This window comes from Salinicola sp. V024 (assembly GCF_052645315.1).
Genome location: NZ_JBQXYB010000014.1, coordinates 54,293 through 71,651, shown reverse-complemented (window position 1 = coordinate 71,651; position 17,359 = coordinate 54,293). Strand labels below are relative to the sequence as shown.

Genomic DNA, 17,359 nt, shown 5'->3' with positions numbered 1-17,359 from the left:
GACCATGACCATCGAGTTCATTCCCTCTCGTCTGAACGCCACGCCCGTGGTTTTTCGCGGCATGACCGGCAAGGAGCTGGTGATCTGTGCCGCGTCGGGACTGGTGTTCTTCATTCCCGTCGGGATCGTCGGCTGGGCGATCGTGGGCATGGGGGCCATGGTTCCGACCTGCATGTTCCTGGGCGCGGCCCTGTTCCTGTGGTTCGGCGGCACTTTCATGCGCCGCCTGCGACGGGGCCGTCCCACCTCCTGGGTCTACCGCCGCATTCAATGGCAGCTCGAGACGTTCGGGATTCCGGTACCCGGGGGTAGTGAGTTGATCCAGAAATCGATTCGCTGGCGAATTCGCCGCGATCCGGTGCGACGCCCGGTAGTGAAGAAATCCCGTCGTCGCCAGCGTCATCAGGGGGGCCATCATGAGTCGTAAGCGCCATGCCTTGTCGGCGCGCGACGCGCACATTACGTCGCTGCGCGCCGCGATCGGCATTCTCGTCTTGGTCTGCGCCGGGCTTTTCTGGGGCTGGAAGACCGCGCCGGACCGGCTGACGGTCTACACGCCTCCCGATCTGCGCACGGGCAGCACGCGCGAGTGGTGGAAAGTTCCCGAGCCCAACATCTACACCTTCGCCGTCTACGTCTGGCAGACCATCAACCGCTGGCCGGCCAACGGCGAGGCCGACTACAAGCGCAATATCAACGCCTACAGCACCTTCCTGACACCGGCCTGCAAGAACTATCTCCAAAACGAGTACGAGCAGCGCCGCTCCCGTGGCGAACTCAAGGGGCGAGTCAGGGGCATCTACGAAATCCCGGGTCGCGGGTTCCAGAACGCGTCGCCCAACGGACCCGGCGGTGTGCGGGTGATCGATCGCGATCACTGGATCGCCACCCTCGATATGGGCGTCAGCGAGTCCTATGCCGGCACGTCCGTCAGGGACGCCTACGTCCGCTATCCCGTCTACGTGAGTCGTGTGGACAACGATCCCGACAGCAATCCTTGGGGTCTGCAGATTGGTTCCAGTGAAGGCTGTTTCGCCGGCGTGCCTCAGCGACTGGGATATGCCGACGACGATAGCGACGCCGATTCATCCAGCGAGGTAGCCCAGCCATGAACCCACTGTCGATCATTCGCCACGGCATCGTCCTGTTGGCGCTTCTCGTGGCGACCCAGGCGCAGGCTGTCGAGATCCTGCACTGGGATCGCAAGCCACTTCCCATCGACCTGCCTGTAGGCAGCGAGCGTGTCATCGTGCTCGATCGTAATGTCCGGGTCGGGCTGCCGCATGAGATCGCCGGTGCCGATACGCTGCGCGTGCAGAGTGCCGGCGGCGCGATCTATCTCAAGGCCAACAAGCCGTTCGATACGCAGCGAGTGCGCATTCAGGACGTCGAAACCAATGAGGTGGTCCTGTTCGATTTGACCGCCAAGGAGAGCGGTGCCAGCGACGAGGAGATCCAGGTAGTCTTCCCGGGTGGCGAATCCGCCGACGCCAGCGATAGGGCCTCTGCCGCCTCCTCGTCGTCCGGCAAGGCCGAGCGGCAGGCCGGTGAGGCGGCGCAGGCTCACACGCCGGTACCGGTAGTGCTGACCCGCTACGCGGCGCAGTCGCTTTACGCGCCGACCCGCACCCTCGAGCCCGTCCGGGGCATCAATCGCGTGGCAATGCGCTTACCCGAGCGTATGCCGTCGCTGCTGCCATCGCTGCCGGTCACGCCCACGCCCATGGCCGCGTGGAAGCTCAACGGCTGGGTGGTCACGGCGGTCCGACTCTCGAATCGCGACCCGTCGCGCGCCTTCGAACTCGATCCGCGCTGGCTGCAGGGCGATCTATACAGCGCGACCTTCATGCACCCGACGCTCGGTCAGCGCGGCAGCGTCAGGGATACCACGACCGCGTTCATCGTGACGCGTGGGCAGCCTTTGGCGCAGGCCCTGCCGCTCTCCGATTCGGCAGACGGTGGCACGTCCACATCCTTCGAAGACGGCATCCGGGTAGGAGGTGACTCATGAAGCTGCAGGGCAACGGCCTGTTGAAGGTACTCGTGCCGCTGTTTCTGGCGCTGGCGTTGGCCATCGTCGTGATGTGGCCGAGTTCGGATTCGGATCGGCCGACACAGCAGGGTTCGCTCGACAAGAAGGATCCTTCGCTGACGCTCAGTCAGGACGAACTCAAAGCGCTGGGCATCGAGGGGGACACGCCGGAGGACACCGTGGCCACCCTGGTGGGCCAGACGCGGGCGATGCGCGAGGACATGAACCGGATTCTCGATGCCAACGACAAGCTGCGCGAACAGAATCAGGAGCTGGCCGAGCGTAACGATAATGTGGATGGGCGTATCCGCAGTGCCTTGCGCGACCAGCAGCATGGGTTCACGCAAGAGCGTCGACAGAATCAGAGCTTGCTCAACAACCTCCAGGGCCAGATCCGCAACCTCAAGGACGGCTTCACCGGCGACGAAGAAGAGAGCGGTGATGACGACATGCCGATCGGGCTCGGTCTCGAGGGCGGCGGTGGCCCTACCGGCAGCTATGGCGGGGGCGGCAACCTGGCGTGGGTCGAGCCGATGGATCAGCGTCAGGATACCGGGCGTGCCAACTCGCGCCGCGACGAGGGGCCGGCGTTCCCGACCTCTTTCAAGGCGGCGGCGAGCGATGTCGGTGACGCGGCCTCCCGTGCCAATAGCGCGATCAAGGCGAGCGCTACCGGCCAGCCGGACGAGGCTACGGTCGAGCCGATCTACACCATCCCCGAGAACTCGACTCTGATGGGCTCGCTGGCGATGACGGCGCTACTGGGACGAGTGCCGGTCGATGGCACGGTCAACGATCCCTATCCGTTCAAGGTGATGATCGGTAAGGACAACCTCACGGCCAACGGCATCGAGCTGCCCGAAGTGCAGGCCGCCGTCGCCAGTGGCACGGCGACCGGCGACTGGACGCTCTCCTGCGTACGCGGAAACATCACCAGTCTCACCTTCGTGTTCGAGGACGGCACGATCCGTACCGTGCCCTCACCGGAAGACGTCAACCAGGGCGGTGGCGGTAACGACAACCGCAGCAACCAGAACCAGACCATCGGTGGCGGGGACGCCATCGGCTGGATCAGCGACCAGGCGGGTCTTCCCTGCATCAGCGGCATGCGCCGCAGCAATGCACAGCAGTATCTCGGCACCCAGGGGCTGCTGACGGCCGCCGGCGCTGGCGCGGCAACGATGCTCTCCGACGACGACTCGACCTCGATCACTTCGTTCGGCAGCGACGGCTCGATCTCCCAGGCCATGAGCGGTAACCAGGCCGTGGGCCAGATCCTGAGCCAGGGCGTCAACGACATGAGCGAGTGGGTCAACAAGCTCTACGGCGAAGCGTTCGCAGCGGTCTATGTCCCCCCGGGGCAGAACGTGGCCATCCACATCAACAAGCAGCTGCCGATCGATTACGAGACCGAAGGGAGGAAGGTGCGCTATGACACGTCAACCGCAACCACAGTCGGGCTCGACTGAGCGCCGCGCGACGGCGCGAGTCGCGATCGCCGCGCTGGGATTGATCAGCATCGCGCTGCTGTCGGGCTGTGCGACCTCCAAGCCCGAGCTGATGCCGACCAACGGCATGACCATGCAGGAGCTCTGGGAGCAGGGTTCCACGGTCGGTGGCGAAAGCCACCATACCGGTAGCCTGGGTCAGCGTGCGGTGGACGACGCTCGCGGTGCGCTTCGCCGCCCGATCGGAGACGGCGAGATGCGAGCCGAGCAGACGCGCTATACCCGGGATGCGGCCAACGAGATTTACAGTCAATTTTCGCGCCTGCCCAATCCCGATCTGGTGATGTTCGTCTATCCCCATCTCGCCGGCGGCGAGTCGGTGCCGGTCCCGGGCTACTCAACGGTGTTCCCACTCTACAACAAGCCGCAATACGCCATGCCCGGGGAGGGTGCGCGACCGGCAGGGAGGACGCGCTGATGTCGTTCAATGCGCTCATGAACCGCTGGTTCGGCAATGCCGGCCAGCCTGACTTCGAAGCGGTAGGGGATCATCCCGACACACCACGCGGCGGGCGTTCGACATCGGTGCCGCGCGGAAAGCCGATCACTGAACGCGACGTCGACAAGCTCTACGAGCGTGCGCCGTCGTTCGCCAACTATTTGCCATTCATCGAATACCTGCCGTCGTCGCAGAGCTTTCTGATGGATGACTGCCGCTCGGTGGGGATCGTGGCAGAGATCGTGCCGCTGGCGACGGAAGGGCGCTCCGAGGAATGGTTAACCGCCAAGCGCGACCTGATCGAGGGGGCGTTCCAGGACGCGCTCCCGCAGCACGACAACTCGCCCTGGGTGGCGCAGATATATGCCCAGGATGAGGTCGACTACCGCGACATCATGGAGCGCCTGAAAGCCTATATCGACTGTCCGGACCCGGAGTCGACCCGGACATCCAGCGGCCTGTTGGAGACGGCCTACACCCAGGAGTGGCTGGGACAGTTCGAGCGCCATCTAAAGTCGATCTCCCAAGAAGGCGGCGTCTTCCACGACGACGTCGTGACACAGACCCATTGGAAGGGCCAGACACGTCGCACGCGGCTGGTACTCTATCGTCGCCTCAACAAGCAGGCCCAGTCCGGGCGCGGGCAACCGCTGACGCCGGAGGAGGAGGCCAACATGGTCTACGACCGGCTGGCCTCGGCGCTGGAGGGTGTGGGCCTGACGCTGCGCCGCTACGACGGACGCGATTTCCATCGTTGGATGGTCGTGTGGCTCAACCCGCGACCGGCGATGTCGCCCGAGGATCCGCAGGCGTTCTACGACCTGGTGGAGTATCCCGGCGACGATAACCTGCCGTATGACTACGACCTGGGCGGTGACGTGCTGTTCAAGGCCCCTGAGTCCGACGCGGACAAGGGTCTCTGGTACTTCGATGGCCTGCCGCACCGCTGCCTGGTCGTCGATGAGCTGCGCCGGCGTCCCGACATCGGGCATATCACCGGTGAGGTCAAACGCCAGGGGAGCAAATCCAAGGTTTCCAACGCGTTGATGGACGTGCTTCCCGAGGGGACGGTCATGGTGCTGACCATCGTCGCGTCTCCCCAGGAACCGCTCGAGGACCACATCAACCGGCTCAAGGACAAGGCCCACGGCGACAGCGTGCTCGCGGTCAGCGTGCGCCGCGATTGCGAGAAGGCCAAGGAATTCATGGCCGAGCGTCATTACCTGTACCAGTCGTCGCTGGTGTTCTACGTGCGTGGAGAAGACGAAACGGATCTGCGCCAGAAGTGCCAAGCGCTGAGCACCAAGCTGTATCAGTCGAGCCTGAAACCCGTGGAGCCGGAAGACGAGATCGCTTCGCTCAATACCTATCTGCGCTGGATGCCGATGGCGTTCGATCCCGACAAGGACGCGCGCAACCGCTGGTATACGGCCTACAACTACGTCCAGCATCTGGCTAACCTGAGCCCGTTTTTCGGGCGTGCCCGGGGCACCGGCCGTCCGGGCCTGACGATGTTCAACCGGGGCGGTGAAACCCTTTCCTTCGATCCCTTCCATCTGGCCGATCGCGAGAAAAACGCCCACGCGTTCATTAGCGGGCCGACCGGAGCGGGTAAGTCGGCGTCACTCACCGCCATGTGCGCTCAGCTCATGGCGGTACGCCGGCCGCGCCTGTTCATTCTGGAGGTCGGCAACAGCTTCGGGCTGCTCGCCGACTACTTCGAGCGCAATGGCCTGAGCGTCAACAAGGTCAAGCTGTCGCCCGGATCCGGCGTGTCACTGGCCCCGTTCCTGGAAGCCCATCGACTGCTCGAGGACGAGCACGCTCGCCGCCGCGCTGCCGAAGACGCCGAGGCGCGTGCCCGAGGAGAAAGCGTCGACGACGCGTTGCCGGCACCGATCGAGGACGAAGACGAGGAGGAGAGCCTCGACGAGGACAAGCGCGATCTGCTCGGCGAGATGGAGATTACCGCGCGGCTGATGGTCACCGGCGGCGAGGAGGAGGAAGAGCGCCGCTTTCGGCGTGCCGACCGGCGCATGGTACGCGATGCCATCATGCGCGCCGCGCGCCTGACCTTCGAGGAGGGGCGGCCGTGCAAGACCGAAGACGTGCGAGAAGCGTTCTTCGCGATCTCCCGCGACCCCGACGTCCACGAGGAAACCCAACGCCGTGCCAACGAGATGGGCATGAACATCGGGCTGTTCTGCGATGGTTTCGATGGCGAGGTGTTCAACTCCACCGGCGAGCCCTGGCCGGAGTGCGACGTGACGCTGGTCGACCTGGCAACCTATGCCCGCGAGGGCTACGGCGCGCAACTGGCCCTGTCGGTCATCTCGATCACCAACATGATCACCAATCTGGCCGAGCGCACCCAGTACGACGGTCGCCACATCGTCCAGATCATCGACGAGAGCCACGTCGTGACGGTCAATCCGCTGCTGAGCCCGTTCTTCGTCAAGGTCGGCAAGATGGGCCGCAAGCTCATGTACTGGCTGTGGTTCGCCACTCAAAACGTGGAGGATTTTCCCGCCGCCGCCGAGAAACTGCTCAACATGATCGAGTTCTGGATCTGTCTAGTGATGCCGCCCGACGAGGTTCAGAAGATCAAGCGCTTCAAGTCGCTGTCGCCAGCACAGGAGGAGCTGCTGCTGTCAGCCTCGAAGATCTCTAAGAAGTACACCGAGGGCGTGGTGCTCTCCTCGACGGTGGAATCGCTGTTCCGCGTGGTCCAGCCGAGCCTGTATCTTGCGCTCTCCGGTACCGAAGGGGACGAGAAGAAGGCGCGGCGCAGCATCATGCTCGAGAATCGTTGCTCCGAGCTGGAGGCGGCGATTTACATCGCCAAGGAAATGGATGCCAAACGCGGCTTCATCGACGAAGCCGCGTTCGAGTCCTGTGGCCTGCCTCCGCGGGACGAGGACGTCGCGGTATGAGCCAAAGCGGCATCAACGAAGTGATGAGCCTTGTCGGCGTGGTCGTATTGGGGCTACTGGCACTCGGGGTCATCGGCGCGGTTCTCACGAAACTGTCCGTCCGCCGTGGTCGCTCGCTCCCCTATGTAGTGCAAACCTCCCTCAACACACCCGCCGAGCAGGCATTCCTGGGGGCCGTTCAGCGCGCCGTGGGTTCGACGTCGCTGATCGCCTGCAAGGTCCGCATCGCCGACGTACTCCAAGTGCGCTTTCGCAAGCGTCACGGACGCGATCAGCGTTGGTGGCGTTACTTCCGTTTGATCAGCGCCAAGCACGTCGATCTCGTGCTATGCGAGCCACGCGGTGGGCGCATCCTCGCCGCGATCGAACTCGACGATCGCAGTCATCGCCGTGGCGATCGCAAGCGTCGCGACCGTTTCGTGGACCGGGCCTTTGCCTCGGCGGGGGTGCCGCTTCTGCGTTTCGCGGCCAGCGGCCGCTACGACGCTCACGAGATTCATGAACGCCTGGCGACTTACCTCACGACCTCGGAAGAAGGATCGGTTATATGCCCCAACCCCAGATCGACAACGCGATGAGCCTTGACGCGCGAGAGCGAACACTGCACCTGCTCCCGGTCCTGCAGGTCGACCCTTTCGATGGCGTCGCGCTCGAGGACGTTGCGCTATCGGTATCGGTGAGCTGGCTCGAGGAGCCCATTGTCCCCCAGACAGGCTGGACCCTCCGTCAGCCTTACCCCAACCGGCTCTACTTCGTGGGAGGATCCGCTGACTGTCATTTGGGTCACTTCATCACGCTGCCGGACGGGCAGCAGGCAGGCGAAGTCACCTTCCACTGGGCAGTGGATGTATCGGCGTTGCCCCCCGGACATTTCCAGATCACGCATCGGCTCGACCTGACGTTCGACGAGGGGGAGGGCCGCACCTGGTCGATGGATGTCGCCAACTGGTGGTGCCACAGCGAGTTCGCCACCGAGGAACATGCGATGCCTGAGATCGGGCGCAATCGGTTCTCCCGACTCAAGCGGCAGGGGATTTCGCCGACCCGGCGTGCGCATGTCAGTGAGGCGTTGCGGGACGGGTGTCGCTACCTCGACATCCACGAATCGCTCTCACTGCCGGCGATCACCCTGAATGACTGCTGGACCATCGACACCTATGGCGGAGACGCCGTCCACGCATGCCTGGAGGCGCTGAGATGAAATTTACCACTCTGGGATGTGCCGTTGGGCTGAACCTGGTGTCGGCGGTACCGGCACTGGCCACCGACATCCCGGTCCCTGACGTCTTGGATGCGACCCCGCCAGCAGCGCTGCAGGAACTGGTGATCAACGGTCAACCCGTCACTCCGGAGTCGATCCGTCGCGTCGACCTCGAGGGGCCAATCTACGAGGTGAGACTGCGCAACGGCGACACCTTCTACAGTGATGCCCAGGGGCGTCACATGGTCGTGGGTAGCCTCTACGACAACGCCCCCGAGGGGCTCGTCAACGTCACCGAGCAGCATGACCGTCAGGATCGGCTGGACCAACTGGATGCCATTCCGGAAGGTGGTACTGTGAACTATCCCGCCCAGGGCGAAGAGATCGGGCGCATCACCGTCTTCACCGATACGACCTGTCCCTATTGTCAGAGGCTACATCAGGACATTGATCAGCTGACACAGGCCGGTGTCGCCGTGCGTTATGTGCCATTCCCGCGCGCCGGCAGCCACTCTCCAGCTGCCAATCAGCTGGCTCAGGTGCTCTGTTCAGAATCACCCAACGATGCCATGACCCGTGCGTTTCATGGCGAAGCCCTTGCGTCCAGACCGTCGAAGAGTTGTCAGTCAGCCGTCGATGACGGGCTTCAGTTGGGACAGCGATTTGGAATGCAGGGAACGCCCTCGATCGTGCTGCCGAATGGCGAGATGGGCGAGGGCTACGTACCCGCGCAGCAGCTGATTAGGGAGGTTAAAAGGGAAATTCAATGATCCAAGCAACCATCGGTTCGTTTATAACAGTGTTTTTAGGTTTATTACTGCCATCGCAAAGTTTACCAGCATGGCGGTCTGGAATAGGGCGAAAATCAATGCACCCAACAGCGTATATCGCCTTTCTTGAGATAGGGCTTTGAGGAACCCACCAAACCAGTCTAATGACTTTGGTCCTCTCGCCTTATGATAAGGAAGTATGGACTCTGGGGTTGGGTTTTTGATGATGCTATCGATGAATCGCCAGTGATTCAGAATCATTGCGCAAACTGTTAAAAATAGAAATATGATTGCTGGGATTGTTGCTATAATATGAAAGGGCCGAGTTGCAGAGAATAAAGACAATGCTAACAGTATCGAAGTTGTTAGGAAGTTATTCAAGAAAGGGAATATCGACTCGATAAATTTCTCTCGATCAAAAAGGTCCAAAGTTTCTTTTGCCATCGTAATTTTCCACGTGTTATTAAAAATCTCATGTGATGTTATGAAGACGTCGGTATCACGTCAAAAACCCTATCCGATTGACTTAACATTCTCTACTGCCTCCCAGCCCCTCGCCCGGTAAACCTGTCTGCTGATACCGCCGTGGGAGCCGATGCATGTCCTTCGCCCATCAGCTGCGGCCAGGCGCCGTGTTGCTATCAATCTGCCTGCTGGCCTGGAGCCACAATGCCTCCGCCGGCGTTGAGGTGTTCACAACCGCCGGTGAGCCGGTCGTCAACGTGCCCAGCTCTGCCGCCGTGGTCGAGCTGGATGCGCCGGCGCGTCTCGACGCTCGGCTGTCGCAGAATCTTCCCGCTGATCCCTCACGCGCGAAGCAGGTGCTGCAAGCACGCATGAACGATCCCGAGTGGCAGCGAACGCTCCAGGACTATGGCCAGCTCTATCAGGGTGTGGCCCGCGCCTGGATGCTAGGCGTCGAGACGGTGCCGGCGGTCGTGGTCGACAGCCGGTATGTCGTGTACGGCGAGCCGGACGTCGAGCGCGCGCTCGAGGAGATCGAGCAGGCGAGGGGAGATCAACGATGATGCGTTCCCTCACCACGCTGCCGGTGGCCATTGCCTTTGCGCTGTTGGTTGGGCTGGCCAGCATGACGAGCGCACCGCGCGTGCAGGCGATCACCACGCCTGAGATCCTGCAGTCGTCGATGAGCACGCAGTGCCTCGACTACCAAGTCATAGGCATGTGCGCCTGGCTTCACTGCTCGGCCTGGGGTTGTACGGTGCGCACTTCGATCCGTGTCAAGCACTACATTCCCGAGCTGGTCGTGAGCGCCTACGAAAACACCGGCGATAACCCCTGGACCGAGATCGCGATGCTGCCACCACCGACGGGCGACGCCCTGGGCGGCGGGTCCGCACGGGAGTCGGTCGCGCAGCAGCACTCGAATACGCATTTCAAGAACGTGGATGTGATCGGCCATCCCTCGGAGCTGTTCTACCAGTTCGCCAGCGGTTTCGGCTGGTTCTGTAAAAGCAACTCGCAGCCGCTCATGCCGTACTTCATCTCCACGCTCGATGCGCTGGCCTGGCGATCGGGCGTGCCGGAGATGGCCTACCCCGAGGCACTGACACCGGGCATGCGCGAGATGGGTGACGTCGGCGATCTGTGGAGCCCGATCTACCCACGTAGCGGCTTCGTCTCCCAGACCCACGATTACAAGGTCGCCGCATCGGCGGCGCAGCGTGCCGCCGATGTCGTGACCCGCAGCGGTCAGCCCCACGTCTACCAGCCGCTCGTCGCACGCAATTCTCCCAGCAGCGGCATCTGGGGGCCGGATCCCGTCAAGGAAGGCAATCCCGAGACCCACGAATGGCAGGAGCTGGCCCCCAACATGCGCATGTCCTGCTCGACCTTCCCCGATGGTGGCGAGAACGATCAGCTGCAGGATCCGGGCGACTATGCGTGGGCGCTGTGGCGACCCTATCGCTGTTGCAAGAAACGGGGCCAGGAACTGCTGTACTTCACCGGAGAGTAAGCCATGAAACGAACACTACTTCCTCTGACCCTCTCGGTGACCCTGGCGACACCGATGCTGGCTCAGGCGCAATCGGCGGACAGCCTCTACTACGACATCGGTGGTGCCGCCCCCTTCGGCGCCTCGGCGGGGCTCAGCCACAGTCCGCGCATGACCGGCATGGGCGTCAGCTGGGACGTCAATGCGACCTGCGGCAATTTCGACGTGGGGTCGACGGTGAGCAATCAGCTCAACGGTGTCACCAACGGATTCCAGAACATGATGGGCAGCGTGGTCTCCAACGCCACCGGTGCGGTGGCCAGCCTGCCGGCGATGATCATCCAGCGATCCAACCCTGCGCTCTACGATCTGTTGACCAATGGTGTCATGCAGGGGCGGCTCGATTTCGACAAGTCAAAGCTCTCCTGCCAGCGTATGTCAGAGCAACTGGCCGATGCCACGGTCGGCGGCCAGATGCAACAGGGCGCGATGGCCGAAAACTGGCGGGACATCGCGGCCGGCAACACCGATGCGGTCGCGGCCCAGGAGGAAGCCGAGGCGCAGGCCGGCAACGCCGGCCGGACCTGGGTGGGTGGCCAGAAACGCGGCGGCAGTGGCCAGCAGCCGATGCGCGTGGTCGAGGACACGGCCAAGGCGGGCTACAACCTGCTTTATGGCCGCACCGATCCGACGAGCGACGAGTCGGTATCCGGTGGCGGCGATGGTTGGGGATCGGCCGCAACCTCGAGCGGGGATTGGGTCGGCGGCGGTGGTATCGCCGGCGGCAACGGCGGTTCAGACAGCAGCGGCAACGACTGTCAGGGCGGCATGTGTACCGTTTGGGGTTCACCGAGCGATGCCGCCGAGTGGACCAAGAAGATCGTCGGCGACACCGAGCTGCGTTCCTGTGATGGCTGCGAGAAATCGGAGACCATCGCGGGCACTGGGCTGATCCGCGAACTCGAGGAGGAGCAGAGCAATATCCACGAGACCCTCGTCGGGATGATCAATGGTGGTGAGATTACCCAGTCGAAGCTCAACGACGTCTCTGCAGGCAACGGCCTGGCCGTGTCGCGTGGCGTGATCGAGTCCCTGCGTACCGACCCGCAGGGACCGCTGCTGGCTCAGCGTTTGTCCAGCGAGATGGCACTGGCCCGAACACTGACCAAGTCGATGTGGGCGCGGCGCGCGCTGATCGCCGGGTCCAGCGATCCTGGCATCGAAAACAATCCCGAAGGCATTACTGCGCTGGATCGCAAGGTAGACGCCTTCAACCGCGACATCGAACTGCTGCAGAGCGAGATGGAGATCCGCAAATCGCTGGCCAGCAGCGCCGCGATGTCGGCCCTCCGCCGAGCCTCCAATCGGGCAAGCGGCTCGGTGCAAGACGAGTTCAGCACGCCACGTAGCCAGCTGGACGGTCGCGGCGCGCCCGTCGACACCGAGTAAGGGGGAGCGGTGATGTCGATGCTCAAACGCCACCCCCTCCTTCTGGGTCTGGTCGGATTGGTGGCTGCGTTCATCGCCGGCGGTGTGGTCGTCTCCGTGGGCATGCGGCTCTACGGTGGCATTCAGGAATTTCGGGTGGCGCTGGGAGAGCATCGCGCCTGGCTGCTGATCTGGCGTCTGGCCTTCTACGGCACGCTCGCCTATTTCTGGATCCGCTATGGTCGCCGACGCCTCCTCGAGCGCGTCGCCGAGGATCGCGACGGCGGCGAACAGGGGCGGCTGCTCCTGCGCAAACTCGAGCGCATGATCCTGATCGTCGTCGTGCTGATTGAGGGATACAACCTGTTCATCTGGTGGGGAGTCTGACATGGCGACGTTTGCGGTCAATGACTATATGGAAGGCACCATGCTCACTCTGGGGTGGGTGGTGAACAATGGTATCTGGGATGCCCTGACCACTACCGGCATCGCGGTGGTGCCGTTCATCGCGCTCGTCGCCGGCGAATGGTTCCGGGCACGCCAGGAGGGCGACGACGAAGGGAACAAGGGCGTGCTCTCGCTCAACCGGATCGAGTCTCGCCTCTACGTCATGCTGCTGGTGCTGGCTTTCACCTGCGTGCCGGTGTTCACACTCAACGTGGATCCAGTGAACGTGAACCAGGAGCATGCCGATCAGTGCGGCACGGTCATGATGTCGTCCGGGCAATGGGGCGAGTCGACCATGACGTCGATCGACGGCCAGCAGGCAAGGGTGCCCATGTGGTGGGCGCTGACGCATTCGATCTCCAAGGGGATCACCAATGTCGCGGTCTCGAAGATCCCCTGCTCGACGGATTATCAGTCCGTGCGCACGGCCCTCGATCTGACCTCGATCTCCGACCCCGGGCTAAAGCGTGAAGTGGGCGAGTTCCAACTGGCGTGCTTCGGCCCGGCACGCAACAAGCTGTTCCAGAGCGGGACGAGCCTGGATCAAGCGGCAAGCGAGGACGTCGACTGGATCGGATCGGACTACTTCCTCGATACCGCCGGATACTACGACAGCTTCTACGCACCCCGACCGATGCCAGGCTTTCCCTACCAGGCGAGTCGGGACGAAGCGCGACCGAGTACCGGTCCTGGGGATCCTGGCTATCCTAGTTGCCGGGAATGGTGGAGCGATAGCTCTGAGGGGATTGCCGCACGGCTTGTCGACCAGGTCGACACCACGCTCTGGTCGCGCATGCAAAGTTTCTTCCCGACGGGATCGTCCCCCGAGGAGTACATGATCCGTCGGATGGTGAGTCCACGCTCGGGCGCGGCCAACGGCAACACTGAGCAGGCCTCGATCGGCTATCGCAGTCTCGATGGCGGGATCACCGATGATGTTTCGTCAACTGCCGCCATGGTCGGGAATGCCCTCGGAACCATCCCGTTCCAGGCGGGTATGGATAGCCTGAGACAGTCACTGCCGATGATCCAGGGCATCATGCTGATGGCCATCATCATCTGCCTGCCGTTCGTCTCGGTGGCCTCGGGCTATTCGGTGAAGGTCGCAGGACTTGCGATGTTCGGCCTATTCGGATTGTTCTTCCTGACGTTCTGGTGGGAACTGGCCCGATGGCTCGACTCGCACCTAATCGATCTCATGTACGGCAGTGATGCCGCCAAAATGAGCTGGCTGGCCGGCGTGGAGAACGCCAATGACAAGATGGTGCTACGGTTCGTGAACGGAATGATGTTTGTAGTGCTACCCGGACTATGGGTAGGTGTTATGGGATGGGCCGGCGCAGGCGCGGGGAATGCAATATCGAGTGGGATGAATCAGGCCACGAAGCCCGGTCGCGAAGCTGGCAGCAAGGCAGCGGATAAGGTCCAGAGTAAGGCAACGTGATACGAAAGAGGGTCGTCAATGACGGCCCTCTTAATCTTCGACCTCTACCCCAAATGAATCGTAGTAGTCACCGAAGTATGTGTTTGTGCGACTGTCGTTCAAATTAGCTTCTGGTGGAGCAAATGCAGGTCGATCATGATTGCCATCAGAGTGCTTGGACGATTCTCCCAGAGTCCGCAACAGCCCCTGAGACTCGTTGGTCCCAAACAGTAAGGCAGACGTGAACGCTGCAGAACCCTTGGCCAGCTTTCTTGCTTGGACCTTGCCACGCCGTCCAGACGTCGGCTGGTCTGCATTGTCGCCAGATGCCTCACGAGCGCGGAAGAGTTCTCGTGCGTTGTCGTTCCAGAGCCAGTTTTTGAGACTCATGAGAGCCTCCATTTGGTTGTGGAGCTATAGCTTTACAGTAGCGCCGTCGCTGTTCTAGTGCAATTTTCTATATGCCTATACACGTGTCTTACTTGCATCTATCTCGTCGCCCTAGCGTTATGGTGCCACGATGCCTGTTCTTGTTCCGAAACGAGCCTATCAGCACCTTTGATTACCAGACTGCGGAGCAGTTGGTCAGCGATGGCCGCAGCGAAGATCTGCTGCGTTACATCCGAGCCCTGCAGGCTGGGGTTGTTGGGTGATCGAGCCAGATGTCCGGTCTGGATCCTAAGAAACAATAGTATTATTATTGTGTCTTGGGACTCAGGAGGGTATCGCCAATGGCCATCGCAACACATCCTGCAGCGAACAAGACTCGCGACACAGCGGGCCTGCGCGCAGCGATCCGTATCCTGGAAAACTGGGGAGCGACTCAGGAGCAGGGTGTAGAAGTACTTCGGATCTCACGCAGCACCTACAATCGCGCGAAGAGATCAGAGCCGGGTTGGGAAGCCACCATCGACCGCGATCAGCTGACTCGGATCAGCATGGTCTTGAACATTCATGCGGCGCTACGAACCGTCTTTGAGAACCCCGCGAACCTCTACGGTTTCATGACCATGCCCAATCACAATCAATGGTTCGAAGGCCGTACGCCGCTCGACACCATGATCAGCGGCGGTTTTCCTGGATTGTATGAAACCTTCAAGCGGATTGACGGCTTGCGAGGCGCTCAGTGGTGAACCTCGATCCGCTCCCGATCCGCCCCGATGCAGTGTGTCGGGCATATCGGTTGGTGAGCTCCAAGTTTCCTCCGATAAGCCTTTTCGACGATGTCGCGGACGAGCAGGAGTTCGAGGCGCTGCATGAGCTACAGGCACTGACCAACCCTAGGATGCTGGCCGAAGCCGGTGACCTGCGGCTCGTTCCCAGGGAGGAAATCCCGTTTGGCATACCAGGATGCTCGTATGCCGTTGCCCCTTTTACTCACGTCAATCCTGAGGGATCGCGCTTCAGCGATGGTAGCTTCGGCATCTTGTATTTGGCGGATAGCATGGATACTGCCATCGCCGAAGTGCACTACCATCAGGAGGCCTACTGGAGCAATGTGCCCGACTTGCAGTACGAGCGATTCGTCTTCCGCGGGCTGGTCTGCGAGTTCTCGGAAGCCGAGCTTATCGACCTTTGTCAGCTACCGGTGACCGATCCGATCTTCGCACCGGACGATTACATCGCTAGTCGTGCGCTGGGCACTGCGGTCAAACAGAAGCAGGCGCCAGGCCTCAGGTATCACTCCGTCAGGCACGCTGGAGCACATTGTTGGGGACTCATGACACCCCGCCCCGTTCGCTCAATCATCCAGTCCACCCACCTGGAAATGATCTGGAGCGATGGCATTGTCGCCGTGAATGAAGTGAGCCAACCCTAGAAGTCGCTTTCTCGAGGGAAAGGGGAAAGGGCCCGCCAAAAAGGCAGGAAGGGAAGGGGGAGTAAGGGGAAGGGGCTTACCCGTCTGTTTGCCAGGGGAAAACCCAAAAGGCTGGACGAGGGAAAGGGCCGAGCGGGGAAAAGGCCAAAAGGCTGCTCTTACACTGGTAGCTCCGTCCCGGACCGGTTTTCCCTCTCTGTCAAAAAGAAGCAGGTCTACCCCAACGACAGCTATCGGCCAAAAGCGGACATCGGTGCAAGTGGCTCTCATATCAGATAACTTGACTGAGTAACTAGTAAAAGTCGACCTCCAACGAAGCCAAGGTGGCGCATATGACAGACGATGTTGTTAAGCCAAATGCACTCTTCGAAGCAGAAGACGACTGCGTGCTGCCACCTGACCATCCGGTTCCTGCCGAAATCCTTCGTCGCTACTCGGTTGAACGCGATCCGTTCGCCGAGCAAGACATTGCTGACTATGTCCATAGTCAAGCGCGTGACGAGATTGTCACTCACGTAGAGCGCGTGAAGCGCGAGGTCGTGATGGGCGAGTCATACGAGATGTGGGACGTGACTACTGACCAAGGCAGGTGGTGGGTCATCACGAACCCTACTAACCTCTATTCGCAGCAGCACTTTCCGAGTCTGGACTACACACTTTCGTTCCATGTTGGGCTAATGGCGAGAGTTCGTAGCCGCTCGGGTTCGCCCGACGGAAACGACCCGACACCTTTTGATGAGGTTTTGAGAAGATTTGAACAAGCGAGCGAAAGCTTTGGGCATGCGATCGAAGTTGAGGACTTGCAGGCTGTCGGGATGCTTCTACGCGAGGGCCTAATCTCACTTACTACCGCAGTGCACCGACGGGTTGTCCTGCCTCAGGGTGTGGAAGTCCCGCAAGTCGCTAACTTCGTAAGCTGGGCGGATACGCTCCTGAATGTTCTATGTGGCGGCGGAAGTAACGAACGCCTGCGCCAGTATCTGAAGGGTCAAGCCAAGGAAACATGGCAACTCGTGAACTGGCTAACACATTCCCGAAGCGCGGACAAGGTAGCAACAGAGATTGCGGTAAGCGGTTGCGAAGCTACGCTGCGCACGTTCATTCAACTTCTGCAACGTCAAAGAACGGGAAGGATGGAAGAATGCCCTTCCTGTCGGTCAAGAAACATCCGTACCTATTTCGATATCGACATCCCGCCAGATGGCGATTACTTCCTCAGTTGCGGTGCGTGCGACTGGCACAACCATCCGAATGTAACGATGGACTCCGATAGCGAAGAAGTTTGATTCCCCGCAAGAGATGCCATGCTGCCCGACGTCCGCCTTGGGTCACATTCGGCCAATGGCGGTCGCTCGCCGAAGCCCGCTTCCGACCTCAAGAGGACTACGATCAGAGTTCATCC

At 61.4% G+C, this 17,359-nt stretch carries 19 protein-coding genes; 17 read left to right on the top strand and 2 right to left on the bottom strand.

Annotated features, from left to right (window positions below; all coding sequences use genetic code 11):
* Nucleotides 1–4 precede the first annotated feature (4 nt).
* The 9 genes from ACUN9V_RS16945 to ACUN9V_RS16905 are packed head-to-tail and all read left to right on the top strand — an operon-like array spanning nt 5 to nt 8,883.
* Nucleotides 5–427 (top strand): TIGR03750 family conjugal transfer protein, encoded by a 423-nt coding sequence (locus ACUN9V_RS16945; protein WP_342595583.1) that lies wholly within the window; start codon nt 5–7, stop codon nt 425–427.
* Nucleotides 417–1,112, top strand: coding sequence for a PFL_4703 family integrating conjugative element protein (locus tag ACUN9V_RS16940; protein ID WP_445512259.1), 696 nt, complete (start codon nt 417–419; stop codon nt 1,110–1,112). Before ACUN9V_RS16945 ends, ACUN9V_RS16940 begins: the two co-directional genes overlap by 11 nt.
* Nucleotides 1,109–2,011: a TIGR03749 family integrating conjugative element protein gene (locus tag ACUN9V_RS16935; RefSeq protein ID WP_445512258.1), complete on the top strand. Its 903-nt coding sequence runs from the start codon at nt 1,109–1,111 to the stop codon at nt 2,009–2,011. The genes ACUN9V_RS16940 and ACUN9V_RS16935 overlap by 4 nt, the downstream gene beginning before the upstream one ends.
* The gene (locus tag ACUN9V_RS16930; protein WP_445512257.1) at nt 2,008–3,501 is read left to right on the top strand and encodes a TIGR03752 family integrating conjugative element protein; all 1,494 of its coding nucleotides are present in this window, start codon (nt 2,008–2,010) and stop codon (nt 3,499–3,501) included. Before ACUN9V_RS16935 ends, ACUN9V_RS16930 begins: the two co-directional genes overlap by 4 nt.
* A complete protein-coding gene (locus tag ACUN9V_RS16925) occupies nt 3,464–3,958 on the top strand; it encodes a TIGR03751 family conjugal transfer lipoprotein (RefSeq protein WP_445512256.1) in 495 nt (164 codons plus the stop codon). The genes ACUN9V_RS16930 and ACUN9V_RS16925 overlap by 38 nt, the downstream gene beginning before the upstream one ends.
* Nucleotides 3,958–6,912, top strand: a complete 2,955-nt coding sequence (locus ACUN9V_RS16920; protein WP_445512255.1) for a conjugative transfer ATPase — start codon at nt 3,958–3,960, stop codon at nt 6,910–6,912. The genes ACUN9V_RS16925 and ACUN9V_RS16920 overlap by 1 nt, the downstream gene beginning before the upstream one ends.
* Entirely contained in the window at nt 6,909–7,490 is a 582-nt protein-coding gene (locus ACUN9V_RS16915; protein ID WP_445512254.1) for a DUF2726 domain-containing protein, read from the top strand. The genes ACUN9V_RS16920 and ACUN9V_RS16915 overlap by 4 nt, the downstream gene beginning before the upstream one ends.
* On the top strand, nt 7,460–8,113 hold the full coding sequence (locus ACUN9V_RS16910; RefSeq protein ID WP_445512253.1) for a hypothetical protein: 654 nt from the start codon (nt 7,460–7,462) through the stop codon (nt 8,111–8,113). Before ACUN9V_RS16915 ends, ACUN9V_RS16910 begins: the two co-directional genes overlap by 31 nt.
* Nucleotides 8,110–8,883, top strand: a complete 774-nt coding sequence (locus ACUN9V_RS16905; RefSeq protein ID WP_445512252.1) for a DsbC family protein — start codon at nt 8,110–8,112, stop codon at nt 8,881–8,883. The genes ACUN9V_RS16910 and ACUN9V_RS16905 overlap by 4 nt, the downstream gene beginning before the upstream one ends.
* Nucleotides 8,884–8,904: 21 nt before the next feature.
* On the opposite strand, the gene ACUN9V_RS16900 is transcribed toward ACUN9V_RS16905, so the two are convergent.
* Nucleotides 8,905–9,327, bottom strand: coding sequence for a hypothetical protein (locus ACUN9V_RS16900; protein WP_445512251.1), 423 nt, complete (start codon nt 9,325–9,327; stop codon nt 8,905–8,907).
* Between the two features lie 155 nt (nt 9,328–9,482).
* Here ACUN9V_RS16900 and ACUN9V_RS16895 point away from each other — a divergent pair, with 155 nt between their 5' ends.
* The 5 genes from ACUN9V_RS16895 to ACUN9V_RS16875 are packed head-to-tail and all read left to right on the top strand — an operon-like array spanning nt 9,483 to nt 14,159.
* Nucleotides 9,483–9,911 carry a TIGR03757 family integrating conjugative element protein gene (locus ACUN9V_RS16895; protein WP_445512250.1) on the top strand — a complete coding sequence of 143 codons (429 nt, stop codon included), beginning with the start codon at nt 9,483–9,485 and terminating at the stop codon, nt 9,909–9,911.
* Nucleotides 9,908–10,861, top strand: a complete 954-nt coding sequence (locus ACUN9V_RS16890; RefSeq protein WP_445512249.1) for a TIGR03756 family integrating conjugative element protein — start codon at nt 9,908–9,910, stop codon at nt 10,859–10,861. The genes ACUN9V_RS16895 and ACUN9V_RS16890 overlap by 4 nt, the downstream gene beginning before the upstream one ends.
* A 3-nt stretch (nt 10,862–10,864) precedes the next feature.
* Nucleotides 10,865–12,289 (top strand): hypothetical protein, encoded by a 1,425-nt coding sequence (locus ACUN9V_RS16885; protein ID WP_445512248.1) that lies wholly within the window; start codon nt 10,865–10,867, stop codon nt 12,287–12,289.
* 12 nt (nt 12,290–12,301) lie between these two features.
* Complete coding sequence (locus ACUN9V_RS16880) at nt 12,302–12,655, top strand: hypothetical protein (RefSeq protein WP_445512247.1); 354 nt, start codon at nt 12,302–12,304, stop codon at nt 12,653–12,655.
* 1 nt (nt 12,656) lies between these two features.
* Nucleotides 12,657–14,159 (top strand): conjugal transfer protein TraG N-terminal domain-containing protein, encoded by a 1,503-nt coding sequence (locus ACUN9V_RS16875; RefSeq protein ID WP_445512246.1) that lies wholly within the window; start codon nt 12,657–12,659, stop codon nt 14,157–14,159.
* 30 nt (nt 14,160–14,189) lie between these two features.
* Here the strand turns inward: ACUN9V_RS16875 and ACUN9V_RS16870 are convergent, their stop codons facing one another.
* The gene (locus tag ACUN9V_RS16870; RefSeq protein ID WP_445512245.1) at nt 14,190–14,528 is read right to left on the bottom strand and encodes a hypothetical protein; all 339 of its coding nucleotides are present in this window, start codon (nt 14,526–14,528) and stop codon (nt 14,190–14,192) included.
* 341 nt (nt 14,529–14,869) lie between these two features.
* On the opposite strand from ACUN9V_RS16870, the gene ACUN9V_RS16865 reads away from it, so the two are divergent.
* The 3 genes from ACUN9V_RS16865 (at nt 14,870) to ACUN9V_RS16855 (ending at nt 17,243) form a co-directional block, all read left to right on the top strand.
* Nucleotides 14,870–15,271 carry an antitoxin Xre-like helix-turn-helix domain-containing protein gene (locus tag ACUN9V_RS16865; RefSeq protein WP_445512244.1) on the top strand — a complete coding sequence of 134 codons (402 nt, stop codon included), beginning with the start codon at nt 14,870–14,872 and terminating at the stop codon, nt 15,269–15,271.
* A complete protein-coding gene (locus tag ACUN9V_RS16860; RefSeq protein WP_445512243.1) occupies nt 15,268–15,957 on the top strand; it encodes an RES family NAD+ phosphorylase in 690 nt (229 codons plus the stop codon). The genes ACUN9V_RS16865 and ACUN9V_RS16860 overlap by 4 nt, the downstream gene beginning before the upstream one ends.
* Nucleotides 15,958–16,289: 332 nt before the next feature.
* Nucleotides 16,290–17,243 carry a hypothetical protein gene (locus ACUN9V_RS16855; protein ID WP_445512242.1) on the top strand — a complete coding sequence of 318 codons (954 nt, stop codon included), beginning with the start codon at nt 16,290–16,292 and terminating at the stop codon, nt 17,241–17,243.
* The last annotated feature ends 116 nt before the right edge of the window (nt 17,244–17,359 follow it).